General features: G+C 53.7%; 14 protein-coding genes. 3 read left to right on the forward strand and 11 right to left on the reverse strand.

The features are described from left to right. Positions 1 to 6 precede the first annotated feature (6 nt). From VCU37_RS02065 to VCU37_RS02100, 8 genes are all read right to left on the reverse strand, one after another. Positions 7 to 1,299 carry an NADH-quinone oxidoreductase subunit D gene (locus VCU37_RS02065; protein ID WP_336248970.1) on the reverse strand — a complete coding sequence of 431 codons (1,293 nt, stop codon included), beginning with the start codon at positions 1,297 to 1,299 and terminating at the stop codon, positions 7 to 9. An 8-nt stretch (positions 1,300 to 1,307) separates the two neighbouring features. Further along, complete coding sequence (locus VCU37_RS02070) at positions 1,308 to 1,943, reverse strand: NADH-quinone oxidoreductase subunit C (protein WP_336248971.1); 636 nt, start codon at positions 1,941 to 1,943, stop codon at positions 1,308 to 1,310. Between the two features lie 11 nt (positions 1,944 to 1,954). Then, entirely contained in the window at positions 1,955 to 2,659 is a 705-nt protein-coding gene (locus VCU37_RS02075; RefSeq protein ID WP_336248972.1) for an NADH-quinone oxidoreductase subunit B, read from the reverse strand. Then, complete coding sequence (locus tag VCU37_RS02080) at positions 2,659 to 3,069, reverse strand: NADH-quinone oxidoreductase subunit A (RefSeq protein WP_336248973.1); 411 nt, start codon at positions 3,067 to 3,069, stop codon at positions 2,659 to 2,661. Before VCU37_RS02080 ends, VCU37_RS02075 begins: the two co-directional genes overlap by 1 nt. 112 nt (positions 3,070 to 3,181) lie before the next feature. Continuing rightward, complete coding sequence (yihA, locus tag VCU37_RS02085) at positions 3,182 to 4,027, reverse strand: ribosome biogenesis GTP-binding protein YihA/YsxC (protein WP_336248974.1); 846 nt, start codon at positions 4,025 to 4,027, stop codon at positions 3,182 to 3,184. After that, positions 4,024 to 5,304 (reverse strand): NAD(P)/FAD-dependent oxidoreductase, encoded by a 1,281-nt coding sequence (locus tag VCU37_RS02090; RefSeq protein ID WP_336248975.1) that lies wholly within the window; start codon positions 5,302 to 5,304, stop codon positions 4,024 to 4,026. The genes yihA and VCU37_RS02090 overlap by 4 nt, the downstream gene beginning before the upstream one ends. 116 nt (positions 5,305 to 5,420) lie before the next feature. Then, positions 5,421 to 5,567, reverse strand: a complete 147-nt coding sequence (ykgO, locus tag VCU37_RS02095) for a type B 50S ribosomal protein L36 (protein WP_336248976.1) — start codon at positions 5,565 to 5,567, stop codon at positions 5,421 to 5,423. A 105-nt stretch (positions 5,568 to 5,672) separates the two neighbouring features. Next, positions 5,673 to 6,755, reverse strand: a complete 1,083-nt coding sequence (locus VCU37_RS02100; RefSeq protein WP_336248977.1) for an isochorismate synthase — start codon at positions 6,753 to 6,755, stop codon at positions 5,673 to 5,675. Between the two features lie 34 nt (positions 6,756 to 6,789). On the opposite strand from VCU37_RS02100, the gene VCU37_RS02105 reads away from it, so the two are divergent. Then, positions 6,790 to 7,518: a class I SAM-dependent methyltransferase gene (locus VCU37_RS02105; RefSeq protein ID WP_336248978.1), complete on the forward strand. Its 729-nt coding sequence runs from the start codon at positions 6,790 to 6,792 to the stop codon at positions 7,516 to 7,518. A 61-nt stretch (positions 7,519 to 7,579) separates the two neighbouring features. Here the strand turns inward: VCU37_RS02105 and menD are convergent, their stop codons facing one another. Genes menD through menA form a run of 3 tightly spaced genes read right to left on the reverse strand, consistent with a single transcriptional unit; the run spans position 7,580 to position 11,407 of the window. Then, positions 7,580 to 9,349, reverse strand: a complete 1,770-nt coding sequence (gene menD, locus VCU37_RS02110) for a 2-succinyl-5-enolpyruvyl-6-hydroxy-3-cyclohexene-1-carboxylic-acid synthase (RefSeq protein ID WP_336248979.1) — start codon at positions 9,347 to 9,349, stop codon at positions 7,580 to 7,582. Beyond that, entirely contained in the window at positions 9,339 to 10,406 is a 1,068-nt protein-coding gene (locus VCU37_RS02115) for an o-succinylbenzoate synthase (protein ID WP_336248980.1), read from the reverse strand. Before VCU37_RS02115 ends, menD begins: the two co-directional genes overlap by 11 nt. A gap of 17 nt (positions 10,407 to 10,423) precedes the next feature. Further along, on the reverse strand, positions 10,424 to 11,407 hold the full coding sequence (menA, locus tag VCU37_RS02120) for a 1,4-dihydroxy-2-naphthoate octaprenyltransferase (RefSeq protein WP_336248981.1): 984 nt from the start codon (positions 11,405 to 11,407) through the stop codon (positions 10,424 to 10,426). 150 nt (positions 11,408 to 11,557) lie between these two features. On the opposite strand from menA, the gene VCU37_RS02125 reads away from it, so the two are divergent. Both VCU37_RS02125 and VCU37_RS02130 read left to right on the forward strand, forming a co-directional pair. After that, positions 11,558 to 12,883, forward strand: coding sequence for an AMP-binding protein (locus tag VCU37_RS02125; protein WP_336248982.1), 1,326 nt, complete (start codon positions 11,558 to 11,560; stop codon positions 12,881 to 12,883). 73 nt (positions 12,884 to 12,956) lie between these two features. Beyond that, entirely contained in the window at positions 12,957 to 14,351 is a 1,395-nt protein-coding gene (locus tag VCU37_RS02130) for a cell wall-binding repeat-containing protein (RefSeq protein WP_336248983.1), read from the forward strand. The last annotated feature ends 63 nt before the right edge of the window (positions 14,352 to 14,414 follow it).

Raw genomic sequence — 14,414 nt, forward strand, 5'->3', positions numbered from 1 at the left:
TACTCCTTACCGGTCAACGCCGCCCATAACTGGGTCTACGGCTGCAATGATGGCAACAACATCAGCGATCTGATGGCCGGGGATCATGAAGGGCAAGGTGCCCACATGTGTAAAGGATGGGTCACGCATATGGACACGCCAGGGTTTGTTGCCACCGTTACTAGTCATATGCACACCAAGCTCACCTTTAGCACTTTCAACACTGGCAAATACGGTGCCTTTGGGAACATCAAACCCATGAGTCACGAGTTTGAAGTGGTGAATCAGTGACTCCATAGACTGACCCATAATCTTGCCGATATAGGCCGGTGCATTCCCTAATCCATCGGGGCCTAGTGCTAGTTGGGCTGGCCACGCAATCTTTTTATCCTTAACCATGACTGGCCCTGATGGGAAGTTGTCAATGGCTTGGCGAATGATGCGTAAGCTCTCATCTATTTCACGCAGACGGACTACGAACCTGGCGTAGGCGTCACCAGCAACTTGGGTTGGAATATCAAAATCGTACTGCTCAATATTGCAGTACGGATTTGATTTACGAACGTCTTGGGCGATCCCGGCGGCACGTAGCATTGGTCCGGTGACGCCAAGGGCGAGCAGCTCGTCTGCGGTTAATACCCCAACATTGACGTTGCGGTCCATCCACACGGGGTTGCCTTCCAATAAAGCGGCGTTATCAGCAAACCACTGCGGCAGTTCCTTGAGCAGCTTGTTGACATGGTCAACAAAGTCGTGGGGAACATCATTCGCCACGCCACCTGGGCGAATAAATGCATGGTTCATACGCAACCCAGAGACCGCTTCAAAGAGGTCCAAAATCATGTTGCGTTGGCTCAACCCATAAATCATTGCGGTGGTAGAGCCCATTTCATTTCCGCCAGAACCGAAGGCCACCACGTGATTGACGATGCGGTTGAACTCAGTCAAGATGATACGGATCGCCTGAGCCCGTTCAGGAACGTCGTCCGTAATACCTAATAGTTTTTCCACACCGAGGCAATAAGCCAACTCATTATGGAAACTCGTCAAGTAGTCCATACGGGTGACAAATGTGGTGCCCTGGGTCCAGGGACGATATTCGAGACTCTTTTCGATACCTGTGTGCAAATACCCGATGACTGGTGTGGCTTTGGTGACAATTTCACCGTCCATCTCTAAGAGCAACCGCAATACCCCGTGGGTAGATGGATGCTGCGGGCCCATGTTGATGATCATCTTGTCGTCTTCAACGGCTGGGGGAAGGTTCTGCCAGTCGCCACCAGAAACGGTGAACTCGGGAGCGTTAGCAAATGTCGTCATCGTGGCTCCTAGTAGTCCCGCTCATCAGCAGGCGGCACGCTTGCACCATGGAAGGTGACTTCAACACCGCCAAGCGGGGAATCTTTACGGACGGGGTGACCAACCCAATCATCAGGCATCATGATGCGGCGAAGATCTGGGTGCCCTTCATAGATCACACCCATGAGATCCCAACTTTCACGCTCCATGAACAATGCTGAGGGCCAGTACGCCGTGGCACTCGGTACCCGCGGGTCCGTATCTGTGACTTTGGTGCGTAACCGGAACGTGCGCGGAGTTGCTAACCCGCGAAATAGCCACAACACATCAAAGTGGCCGTCCACATGTTCTTCAAAGACTGGCCAACCGGTCGTTACCTGTTCGGTATGTTCAAAAACCCCGCCGGGCCAGTGCACTGCACTAGCATCCAAACAGACTTCAGTCCCAAGCTCATTAGCAATAAGGTCAAAGGCACCGAGGACATCTTCAAGGGAGACATCTATGGTCAATTCATTGAATGCCACACTGGCAACCGCTGAATCAAGCGCATCGGTGAGTACGCGTGCCACTATCCGTAGTGGTTCACTCACAGGTAATGGCACCTGGCTGAGGGCCTGCTCTTGTGCTTCCGCTTCGGGGCTCTCGAGGTGTTGTTCTTCAGTCATAACCGCCCCGCTTACATCCCGTTTGTAGGCCAACCTGAGGCAGGAGACCCTTGTTGAATGGCTTGTGCCGAATGAATCTGGCTGACGCGATCACCACGCCCGCTCACAACCTCTGACCGAGGAGTAATGCGATGTAACGCCGGGGCTGCAATATCACCGTTATGACGGTTGGGATCAAGTGTTTCACCGTCAACCCACCCCGTGCGAGCACGGAAGGCTTCCATACTTTCACCCTTGCGAGGACGCTCAACAAGTTGTTCGTTCAAGATTTTTTCGCGTAGTCGCATAAATCCCTGTAACAACAATTCAGGGCGAGGAGGACAGCCAGGCACATAGACGTCTACGGGGACAACATGGTCAACACCTTGCACGACGGCATAGTTATTAAACATGCCGCCACTTGTGGCACACACACCCATAGACATCACCCATTTGGGTTCAGCCATCTGGTCGTAGAGATTTCGCAAGATAGGTGCCATTTTTTGGGTGACTCGTCCGGCAACCACCATGAGATCAGAGTGACGAGGGCTCCCACGGAATACTTCTAGCCCATAGCGCGCCATGTCGTAGGTAGCAGACCCGGTAGCCATCATTTCAATAGCACAGCACGCCAACCCAAAGGTATTCGGCATGATGGAGCGACTGCGACCGAACCCCAAAACCTTTTCGACGCTCGTGAGTAGCACCCCTTGCGGGATTTTTGTTTCCAATCCCATTAGTTAACGTCCTCCTTGCGGATGGCGAGACGAGTCTGGTCAAACCCTTCCCAGTCAAGCGCACCCTTCTTGACGATGTAGTAGTACGACTCAATGAGCAGTAACAAAAAGACCGCCATGACGCCAAAGCCGTACCATCCCAGATCACGGAGGACGACTGCCCAGGGGAATGTAAAGACAGCTTCAATGTCAAAAATAATGAACAACATGGCAACCATGTAGAACTGCACAGGAAAACGGTTGCGCTCGATGAGGTTCTGGCGCTCAGGCAACAAGCCAGACTCATAGGGGTATGCCTTAATAACCGTACGATTACGTGGCCCAAGGATCTGGGTTCCATAAACCAGAACAAGGGTCATTACAACTGCTAACGCAAGCAGCATAAGCATGGGAAGGTATTGAACCAGCACGTCGCCTACCTTTATGTGTTGGGCGCTTTTCGCGCACGAGTTGAACCAAGGCTAACCCTGTCCGCGACTTGTTTAAACACTTTTAGGAACGTTATGGTGCTCCTGGACTGCTTTAGGCTACCAGAAACCCTCTCACCTGGTCTCTTAAGTCCTTAATACCAAGACCGGAATGACTACTGATGGGGTGAACTAAGTCCATTTCACAGGCTTGTCGAATCGCCTCAATTTGATCCTGCCGCCACGTGGCAGGCACCTTATCCACCTTGGTAATAACGACTATTACGGGAAGTGACCGTTGACGCATCCACGCAAGCTGACGTAAATCGTCTTCCGTTGGCCCAACTTTCCCGTCGATCAAAGAAAGTATAAGTGCGAGCTGTTTGCGATGTTCTAGGTAGGCCAACATGCGGTGATGCCACCGTTCACGTTCTGCTTTCGAGGTTTTGGCGTACCCATACCCCGGCAAATCAACGAGTTGTCCGCCACCTTCATGTGAAAATGCATTCAGTAGCCGAGTTCGCCCCGGAGCAGAACTGGTGTGTGCAAGTTCATTCTTCCCTTGGCTCCGGCCGGCAAGTGCATTAAGCAAACTCGATTTACCAACATTCGAACGACCAATCACCGCAACTTCATGTCCGCCTTCAGGTAACTGCTCAACGGCTTCAGCACTTCCCGCAAACGTTAACCGGAGGGCCTCACCCGCTTTGGCTCCTTCTGGATAGGGGGGTTGTGCCGTTGTCTTCCTGACTGCCATCGGCCGTGTGGGGCTATCATGTACTGGCTCTGATGGTGTTCGATCATTCGTTCGCTGTGGTGTAGGTGTTTCAGACTTATTTTTTGCGGCGCGACTCGCCTCACGGGCCGCCCTCGCCTGTTGTACTTGTTTCGCTCGCCGCTTTTGACGAGGGGTAAGCGGTACATCACCTTCATGTTGGGCAGATTGGGGTTGTTCACTCATGCGGCACGAACCAAACGGCTCAACCCTCCAATCACAACGTCAGTGATATTGTGCGGTCTTGGTTCATTGATCAGTTGCGCCATCGTGCGATTAACAAATTCGAGCACATAGCGCCGCGGTAACCCGTGTTGGGTACATAGGCGCATGACGTCCTTGTTACCCATCGCTTCAAGGAAATAGATACCCAGTCGGAAATATCCTCCCCAGGCAGCCCGCACCGCAGCCGGATAAGCCTCTAATGCACGGTGAGACCCATTTGCAAGAGCTGAGTCAATCGCTTCTGCGGCCATATATCCAGCTTCAAGCGCATAGCTAATCCCCTCACCGTTGAACGGGCTCACCATACCTCCAGCATCCCCAACGAGAAGAACACCCCGATAGAGGTGTGGATGACGGTTATGCGCCATAGGCAACGGTGAACTCTTTGCCCTCCCCACTTGTGTTTCAGTGGAGATCTCCCAGCTCTCAGGCATATTATTCACCCACGCATCAAGGAGTTGGCGGTAGTTCACTTTCTGGTACTGCGGGCTCGTCGAAATTAGTCCCCAGCCCACGTTCACAAGACCATGATCGAGCGGGAAAATCCAACCATAACCGGGCAATAATTCATCACCGGCACGCATCTCAAGATGGCTTTCCATATATTGCATCGATGCCCGTGGGCTCTTGTAATAGGCACGAACTGCAGTACCCATAGGACGAGCCTGATCGCGTGGCAGTCCTAGTTTCACCGCAATACGGCTTGATCCACCGTCAGCAGCCACAACATAGTTGGCCCGAACCTGGCCGGCCCCATTCGGGCTCTGAAACATCACACCCGTACAGTGGCCGGGATCTGCACCAAATACCGGTTCCGTAACCTTTGTTTCACTCCAGATAGTTGCCCCGCATTCTTGGGCATACTCAGCTAAGCGATAGTCAAGAATTTCACGCCGTGAGGTCAGGCTGTAACTAGGGAATCGGTCCGTTTCTGGCCAGGGCAGGTTCCACACCATATCGCCACCATAGATACGCAATCCCTTTTGTATGGCAAACCCGTCAACCTCTCCCGCAGCTTCCTCATACAACCCAAGCTGCTGTAACGCAACAACGGCACGAGGGGTGAGACCGTCACCACACGTCTTGTCACGTGGATAGCGTTCTTTTTCGATTAGGATGACGTGATGGCCATGTTTAGCCAACATGGCAGCCGTCGCTGAACCACCTGGCCCGCCGCCAACAACAACAACGTCACATTCATGTTCGCCAGCCGGCGCAGGATTTCCTAAGGGTTGCATTCGATACAGGCTACTCGCACACACCCTTGTAAAACAGATGGTTTGTCAGAAGCTCATTCACGTTAAACCGAAAAATAAAAAAGGAGTGGCCGAAGCCACTCCCTACGCAAGACCACCTAGTAGGTCTTCTTCTTTGCCCCACCCTGACGCACCTTAAAGCGTGGGGCGGTCTTGTTGATCACATATACACGGCCCTTACGACGGACAACCTGGCAGTCAGGATGACGACGCTTCAAGGAACCGATGCTGTTCACTACCTTCATGATGATCTCCTCAGGCAAACGTGGGGCGCCTTCGGATAACCGGGCGCGGACAGGGCTGACCACTGTACCGATTTACACGCCAGTTGCACACAGAAATTGATGTTTTCAGTCTGTACGTAAATCAGCAATCACATTTGCAACCGCAGCGACCTTCAATCGTGTTTCATTGGCTTCTGCGTCTGGGTCACTGTCAGGCATAATGCCACAGCCCACATGAGCACGTGCCGTATTCCCCGGCCCGAATCGAACACAGCGTAGGGCGAGTGCAATATCTGCATCACCGTTGCCCCGAATCACTCCAGTTGGCCCGGCAAACTGGTGGCGAGACTCTGGTTCAAGCGCCCGAATAACGCCAAGTGCAGCCTCTCTTGGTGTGCCACAAACTGCCGCGGTGGGATGAAGGGCATCAAGAATCGTCATGGTGTGTACGGCCGGGTCAATTGTGGCACGAACATGGCTGGCTAGATGGGCGACATTGGGTAGGCGCAGGATGAACGGTTCATCATCAATATCAATCTGGGCGGTGAATCCACCCAACGCATTAGCCACTGAGTCTCGGGCAATCACATGCTCGTTGAGGTCTTTTTTGCTCTTGCGTAATCGTTCTGCGTCTTGAACCGGTGCTGATCCAGCCAGCACCAGACTGGTGGTTTCTCCACCCCGTCGTCGTAATAACACCTCTGGGCTGGCACCTACAAATTGATCATGGACATAGGTTAGGCACATCGGAAAAGCATCATGGAGCGCTGAGGCGAACATGGGCACCGTCACGCCCTTGGCGGGCAAGTCGATGGTTCGTGACAACACGACCTTTTCTAACTCGCCGTTTGTCAAGCGCTGCACCGCCTGGCGAACCATATATTTAAATTGACTGGCATCGTCACCATCCAGTGTGGTTGATGGTCGCACAACCGGCTCGTCGATATGACCGTTCGTATAGACCTCAGCCACTTGGGCACAACGAACAATTTCGCTACCAGGGTCTAGCGGGTCAAAAGTGAAGGACATAAAGGCAAGATCCTCTTCACCTAGGTGTGCATTAACCCACTGTGCCGCTTGGGTAAACCGACGGGTGGGGTCGCTTGGACGAAAACGTTCAGCAACCCCACGGCCAGCAACCGCAATGTGGGGGCCAACAAGGGCATAGCCGTGGGTAGCAGGAAGATCAGCCAGCAATTCTGAAGACATGGTCGCCCACATTATGCACATTTAAGGTGGAGCCATGACGGTCAATTTGCCAGACGCTCGCCCCACCGCTGAAAAAAATGCTGAACTTGTGCGCCAAATGTTTGATCGGGTTGCCCCAAAATATGACCTTGGCAATACGGTTTTGAGTATGGGTTCAGACCAACACTGGCGGCGAGTACTGGTCAACACGATTAACCCTAAACGAGGGATGCGTATCTTGGATGTTGCTACTGGCACAGCCCCATTGGCACGTCTGCTAGCCCAAACAGGGGCCGATGTTGTTGGCCTTGATTTCAGTCAAGGCATGCTTGCGGCAGGGGCAAAACAAGATGCCGCCAAAGGCCTGGCACCACTCAAACTCGTTAATGGAGACGGTAACCGCCTCCCGTTTGCCGATAATCAGTTTGATGCATTGACTATTGCGTTTGGATTACGCAATTTTCCCGATCCAAAGGGAGCGCTTCGTGAGTTCAGCCGTGTGGTCCGTCCTGGTGGCCTGGTGTGTGTCCTGGAGTTTTCTACGCCGACCAACTGGCTGTTTAACCGCATCTACACGGATTATCTCGTTGCTGCCCTACCGGCATTAGCCCAGGTTTTCACAAGCGACCCTCACGCCTATTCCTACCTGGCGGATTCCATTTTGGCGTGGCCACACCAGCGGGACCTCGCCAGATGGTTTGCTGAGGCCGGCCTTAACCAACCGCGCTGGCAGAATCTGTCCGGAGGGATAGTTGCCTTACACGTTGGGGAAGGCGCTTGCTAAGCCCTATTCATAGCCGGGTTGCGTCATCTTGAGGTTTTGCCTCGCCCATACCTGAGGATGCTTACCAAGTTGATTTCTGTGGATTAGTAAACCCCGGATAAGGTTCTTCTGGAGCAAACATCTCTGCGATGGCCATCGAAATAGAGGCGTAGGTCATACGTGTTTCTTCGGGATCGCTCGCAAACTCGACAACCCGGATACCAGGCTTGGGTGGGATATTAGCTACCGTTGCCGCTACCTGTTCAGCATTTTGGATACGAACGGACTCGTACCCCATCGAACGCGCAATCTTGGCCGGACTATGGCCGTGCGGTGTAGTGAATACCCGCCGGAATACGCTCTGATCAACGGCCTTAAGATGCCCGAGCCGATCAAAAATCGCCCCACCATCATTATTGATAACCACAATGGTTAGATCTGGTATCGGCTCCCCCGGTGCCGCATTGTTAATGAGCCCGGGAATGTCATGTAAGAATGACAGGTCACCCGTAATCGCTAATGTCCGTCGACCCGTCGCCAATGCTGCACCAATTGCAGTAGAAGTAAAGCCGTCGATTCCGCTTACCCCTCGATTGGCAATGACCGACAAGTTTGGCAGTACAGGAACGGTTTCGTTGACGATTCGAATTGGGGATGATGACCCAAGTACAAGCAGGTGTGGTTCGGGATTTTCAATCAGGTCACGGACCAATTCACGAACAGCTGTTACCGCCCCATGATCCGTTGATACTGCGATATCAACCGCTTCCATAGCCCGTGCGTCAGCAATTTGCCACCGTGATAGCCATGACCTATCCGACTCATTTTCAACATCGGGCAAGAGCTCTGAAATCGGACTAAATACAAGGTGCGTGGCCCGGCGTGAGGGGTTCCATCCCCGGGCTTCAGGGTCAAATTGGATGACCTCACGGGCACGCCCGATAAGGGCGGTTACATCACGGCTCAACGTGGGGCGGCCAAGGACCACAACAACCTCAGGGGTAGCCTGATTAATGAAGTCTTGGTTTGATGCTAACCATGGGCCACTTTTGATGAGGGTCCCACCATATTTAACCCCACTCGTTGGTTCAGCGATAATTGGCCAACCGAGGCGTTCACAGTGTTCGATCAGGTGGCGCTGATCGTACGGATGGGTCCCGTCACCAGCTACGACGAGAACCTGATTTATTGCGCTAAACAATCCAACCAGTTCATAGAGCACTTCTCCGGGTACCCGATTGGGGGCATGCACAATCGGACTGATACCGTCCAGCGGTTGAGGTTCCCAAAGGGCGTCCGTTAACGGTTCGCGCAAATGAACATTGATATGGACTGGGCCAGGAGCCGACCCTCCCCTACCTGTGGCGTGGACAACCGCTTGAACTGCTGTTGATCGAATTGAGGTGCCAGCCTCTTTGCCTTCTCCACGGTCATGAATGTTGAACGATGCCCGAACATAGTTCTGGTGCAGATTCGTTTGAGGCATGGTCTGGTTATCCCCAATGCCATGCAACTCTTCTGGTCGGTCAGCTGAAATGATAATCAGTGGGATACCAGCATTGTCTGCTTCATGAATTGCTGGACGATGGTTAGCCGCAGCGGTACCAGATGTGGATATCACGAGGGCCGGTTTAGTATTCCCCAAAATGAGGTTGCCCCGACCAATTCCCACCGCAAGGAAGGCAGCGGATCGTTCATCAACGCGGACATGACAGACCAGACGTGAATCATTGATGCACGCCAACGCAAGTGGAGTCGATCTGGACCCAGGCGAGATAACGACATCGGTTACTCCCTGGTTAACTAATTCATCTATTAGCGTTGCACTAAGCGTTGCTGAGCTAATCCCCATCTGTCCAGTCTCTACGTGTCAGTGTGTTCTTATCGCCATCACTACGCATCGTGTCACGCAGCTGGGCAGTTAGGTGTTCTAGTCCGTCAAGTCTATCGACATAATCCAGATTGTTAGGCGATACTGGCCCGAGGGCCTCTTCGCCTGTCGTACTTATCGGCCAGGAAACGTCGTGGTTAAACAGTTGACCTGTACCAAGACCACAAGCTCCAGCCAACGTTGGCACACTCGCTGCAAGGGCGACACCAGCACGCATCCCCACTGCACTTTCTAGTGCACTTGAAATGACACATGGCAACCCATGGGTGTCAACCACTGCACGTGCTCGCCGAACCCCCCCAAGGGGAGCGGCTTTGACAACAATGAGGTCTGCTGCCTGATCAAGACCAGGTATTTCAAATGGATCTGGTGCAAGACGGATACTCTCGTCAGCAGCCACACGAACGCCGGTTGCGGCACGAACCTCAGCGAGGTCTTGGAGTCTTTGGCACGGTTGCTCAACATATTCCAAGCCAGGGGTACGGGTATCAGCCCCTTGGGGTCGAGCCGCATCGTTATAGGCCTTAACACGGGCAATTGCCTCATCGACATGCCAAGCCCCATTCGCATCAATGCGGATTTGGCCGGTATCACCTAAGGCGTGTCGAACAGCCCGAAGACGGGCAACATCATCGTCAATTGTTTGCCCAGGGTCAGCGACTTTGACTTTCACGGTTGTCGCATTCGTTTGACGAACAATCGCCATCGCATCAGGAGGAGAAATAGCCGGTACTGTCGCATTGATTGGTACATCGCTACGAACCGGGTCTGGCCACCCGATGATGGCTGCTTCTAACGCGCTGGCTAACCACAAGCGTGTTGCAGGAAGGCCGTATTCCGGGAATGGACAGAACTCTCCCCATCCATTTGGGCCATGAATGAGGAGAACTTCTCGGGTCAAAATGCGCCGGAATCGAAACCGTAAATGAAGCTGCACGCCAATGGCCTGGTCAATTGCCTTAGGTAAACCAAGGGTGTTGGGGTCTAGGCGTATCGCCTGCGGGGCACCATGATTCATGATGGGTATTCAACTATTTAGAACTGAGGGCTGAGCAGTATGGCACTCAGGGTAATGGTTACAGCCATCAGCAACGCCCACACCGTCATGGCTAGGCCGGTACTTGCCAGAACTGGAATCAGCGCCTGACCAGAGGCTCCAGAACGTACCCGTGCAATACCTCGGTAGGCCAAGGGGAATGAGAGCAATGCGCAAGCTGGTAGGAAAGCGGCATACATACCTGGGTGATTTATCGATTTTCCAGCTAATTCCACGCACTTCCAGATTGTTACAAGATATGGAAGGAGTACCAGTCCGGTATAAACGTTCCGGGCTTGTTTATCACCAAGCCGGACTGCAAGGGTATGTTTTCCGTTTGCCGAATCCTCCGGAATATCACGAATATTATTTGCCTCTAACACGGCGCATGAGAATCCACCAATACCAATTGCATAGGCCAGCCCATACCACGGTAAGCCGTTGAGGCCATAGGCAGTTCCCATAGTGGCTGCCAAGCCAAAGGTCAGGAATACCGCTACCTCTCCAAGAGCATGACTGGCCAACGGATAGGGACCGCCGCTGTAGGCATAGAGCAACAAGCAACAGATGATCCCTATGGGCAATAACACCCATGCTTGGGCGAGCACAATAAGCGCCAGGCCAGACCCTATAAACACCGCCATCGCAATCATTAAGGCACGCGTCATCGCTTGTGGGGTGACCAGTCCGGCTGCTACTGCACGGCGCGGACCTGTACGGTCCGGGCTGTCGTTTCCGGCAACGCCATCAAAGAGATCGTTGGCATAGTTCACTGCTACGGTCGCAGACGTTGCCACGACGAGGGCTAGCAGGACAAAACTAATCAGGCTCACCGGATGGGCAGCAAGGGGTTCATGGCCGTTAGCCTGTAGGGTTTCGGCGTATTCGACTGAACCAGCTATCCCTGCCCCTGTTCCCATTACCACTGGAGCTAGGGCATTAAACAGGGTTTTTGGTCTGGCCGCCTCAACATAAGGGTTCATGCGCCTAATGGTACGAGGCCAGGGCCTGGTCACGGTAGAACATAGACCGCACAGGCTATGGACTAGAGGTACCTGTTTATAGGTGCAATCTTGAGAGAATCAGGACGGTTGATAGATGTTGGGTTTGCACTTGTGCGATACCGTGACGCCATGCGTGAACTCCTCGCCATCCCGGCCACCCCAGATGTCCTGCTTCCTTCACTATTCGCTGCATGGGAAGGAACCGGCCCAGCCATCCTCCCTTATGACCCTGGATTAGAAGGTCAAAATTTTGGACGGTTATTTGCGGCAATGCAACCCAGCTCAACCATGAAACCCGGTGGGCCGGTCAACCTCCCCTTCGGCCGTGGGGTGCCCGATGATGTTGTAGCAGTTATCCAAACCTCTGGATCAACCGGAGAACCACGTGGTGTACAACTCACACGTTCGGCACTTGAAGCCAGTGTTCGTGCCGGTTTACAACGCACCCAAGCCGATCCATCAATTCCCTGGCTCAATGTGCTACCCCTCCACCACATTGCCGGCTTACTTACCGTGTTACGCGGTGTGGTTTCAGGAACCCCAACCGTTGTGCACGATGGGTTTGACCCTGATGCCATCAAAGCGCTTGATGGCCCCCACCACCTTTCGCTCGTGCCGACCATGGCTCTCCGGCTCACAGAGGCGGGGGTTCGCCAACAAGAGGGTACCGTGGTGCTCATTGGCGGAGCCGCGATTGCCCAACGAGTTGCCGACGCTTGGCCACACGCAGTTCGAACGTGGGGAATGACTGAAACGGCTGGCGGGTGCGTCTATGACGGCAAACCACTCGATGGCGTCAGCGTACTTGCAACACCGAGTGGCCGGTTGCGTATTGGGGGGCCAACCCTGATGGCTGGATACCGTATTCAAACCGATGCTGGACGGGGGCTCACAAATGGTCTTGCAACCGATGTGACGACGGAGCTTGGTGAAGGGCTGGATCCCGACGGTTGGTTCACCAGTGCTGACCTGGGCGAAGTGCGTGACGGTGACGTCACCGTGTATGGGCGCGCCGACGATGTCATCAATACCGGTGGCGAAAAGGTTATCGGTGGGCAGATCAGCCAAATTCTTGAACAGCTTGACGATGTTGAAGAAGCCGCGGTCGTTGGTATCCCAGATGAGGAATGGGGACAACGTGTTGTTGCCGTATTAGTGCCCGTGGATCCTAACCGTGAGGGGTTGCGGGCCCGCCTCAGCCTTGACGTTGTCCGCAACCATGTCAAGGCTGCACTGGGTGCCCCTGCTGCGCCCAAAGATGTGCTCGTCGTACGCGCTTTGCCACGACTTGGTAACGAGAAAGTCGATCGGATCGGATTGACGGCCACGGTTGGTGCCATGCTTACGCCAAAACCAAGTGAAGGTGGTGGCTGTGGTGGCGGTTGCTGTGGTGGCGGCGGATGTGGGAACAACGCTCCTGTAGAAGCAGAAACCAGCGGCTGTGGTAGTCACTAGGCAGGGCGACCTGTTTTCTGGTGTAATAGCTAAGCGTGGCACGCCCCGCGTAGAACAGCGAACATAGGACAACATGGTGACCACTCCCCGCCCCCATGATGACGACGACGATGCAAACCTTGTCGCCGTTTCTGTTGAAGACACCGGCCGTAGCCGGGCAATTAAAGCTGAGCAGGCACAGGCCGCGTCCAAATCAAAAGGACCTCGCTTACGTCGATCAGGCAAAAAATCTACATCAAAAGGCAAGAAGAAAGTCCGCGCTTTGCGCCCACAAACGCCTGATTGGTTGACGAGCCCAGCCTTAACGTTTATCCAAGCCGTAGTCCTTGCTGGGCTTGCATTCGGGGGTTTGCAAGCTACCGGGGTCTTGCATTCGATCACGACAACGACAGTCATTATCAAGTATCTGAGTGGGAAAACACCCATTGATGCATCTGTTGATGTCGCTCGTCGAGACTTTAATTCGGCTGAAACGGTACTCGTCATTCAACAAGACGATTTCGTTGATGGCACATTAGCTGCGGGGCTGTCTGGAGCCATGCATGCTCCCTTATTGCTAAGTGATACTGAGCAGCTCACCCCACGCACCTTGGATGTCATTCGTGAAATCAATCCAAAGCGAGTGATTTTGCTCGGCGGTGAGGTGTTGCTGAGCCCGAATATCCAAACCCAACTGGAAAGCCAGATTGAGGTAGAGGTCGTACGTTTTGCTGGCCTTGACATGCAAAACACGATGGTTGCCATTGATAATGAAGTGGCACGTCTCACGCGTGAAGAGTTCAATCGCCCCTCACAGCGCGGCGTACTCGTTGACCCAAAGGATTTGTTTAATGCCGCTGCGGCCGGGGCTGTTGCAGCCGACTGGAAGAATCCCGCCTCGATGCTCCTTGCCGATGGTGACACCGCAATTCCAGAAACCGATCAGTTGGTGAAGGGATTGAATCTCAATGAGGTCTTTGGCTTTAATGCCTCAGTTGCTGGACCAAAGGTATTAACGGCGACAACACTCCAAGAACTGGCCACCTTGAAGGGGCGAGAGGATGGGGACCGCCTATCAACCGTCTTTTTAGTGCCTCAAGATGATACCCACCGAGCCATGCTGGCCGCGCCAGCAGCCGGTAAAGCAGGCGGGGTCGTACTTCCTGTCAATAATGAGGACACCCTGGCTTGGCTGCGCGATGCCTGTCCGAAGATTACTGAAATGACCCTGCTCGCACCTGATGGCGAGTTTCTTGAGGAATACAACAAGGCGATTGAAGCAGTGAGTGCATGTGGTGCCGAGGTTGAGAACCCGAAATCATCGGTCACGATTCCTCTTCCCGCAGAAACGACACCGCCACCTGCGCCGCCAACACCCACCCCAACGATTCACCTCCCGCCAACGACAGTGGCTCCTGAAGCGCCCATCATTACTGAGGACCCTCAGGCGATTGAGGATGCACTTGCACCTGCGGCACCAGAAGGCTAAATGCTATTGACCACTCAACCCCCAACAGATGCACGATTGTTGGGGGTATTTTTTGCTATCGCA

It is taken from the genome of Stomatohabitans albus, from assembly GCF_036336025.1.
GTDB lineage: Bacteria > Actinomycetota > Nitriliruptoria > Euzebyales > Euzebyaceae > Stomatohabitans > Stomatohabitans albus.

Coding starts and splice junctions, on each gene's coding strand:
- ykgO (WP_336248976.1), bottom strand. CDS start 5,567: ATGAAGGTAGTGAACAGCATCGGTTCCTTGAAGCGTCGTCATCCTGAC.
- VCU37_RS02115 (WP_336248980.1), bottom strand. CDS start 10,406: ATGAATCATGGTGCCCCGCAGGCGATACGCCTAGACCCCAACACCCTT.
- menA (WP_336248981.1), bottom strand. CDS start 11,407: ATGAACCCTTATGTTGAGGCGGCCAGACCAAAAACCCTGTTTAATGCC.
- VCU37_RS02065 (WP_336248970.1), bottom strand. CDS start 1,299: ATGACGACATTTGCTAACGCTCCCGAGTTCACCGTTTCTGGTGGCGAC.
- VCU37_RS02090 (WP_336248975.1), bottom strand. CDS start 5,304: ATGCAACCCTTAGGAAATCCTGCGCCGGCTGGCGAACATGAATGTGAC.
- VCU37_RS02125 (WP_336248982.1), top strand. CDS start 11,558: ATGCGTGAACTCCTCGCCATCCCGGCCACCCCAGATGTCCTGCTTCCT.
- VCU37_RS02130 (WP_336248983.1), top strand. CDS start 12,957: ATGGTGACCACTCCCCGCCCCCATGATGACGACGACGATGCAAACCTT.
- VCU37_RS02075 (WP_336248972.1), bottom strand. CDS start 2,659: ATGGGATTGGAAACAAAAATCCCGCAAGGGGTGCTACTCACGAGCGTC.
- VCU37_RS02100 (WP_336248977.1), bottom strand. CDS start 6,755: ATGTCTTCAGAATTGCTGGCTGATCTTCCTGCTACCCACGGCTATGCC.
- VCU37_RS02105 (WP_336248978.1), top strand. CDS start 6,790: ATGACGGTCAATTTGCCAGACGCTCGCCCCACCGCTGAAAAAAATGCT.
- menD (WP_336248979.1), bottom strand. CDS start 9,349: ATGGGGATTAGCTCAGCAACGCTTAGTGCAACGCTAATAGATGAATTA.
- yihA (WP_336248974.1), bottom strand. CDS start 4,027: ATGAGTGAACAACCCCAATCTGCCCAACATGAAGGTGATGTACCGCTT.
- VCU37_RS02070 (WP_336248971.1), bottom strand. CDS start 1,943: ATGACTGAAGAACAACACCTCGAGAGCCCCGAAGCGGAAGCACAAGAG.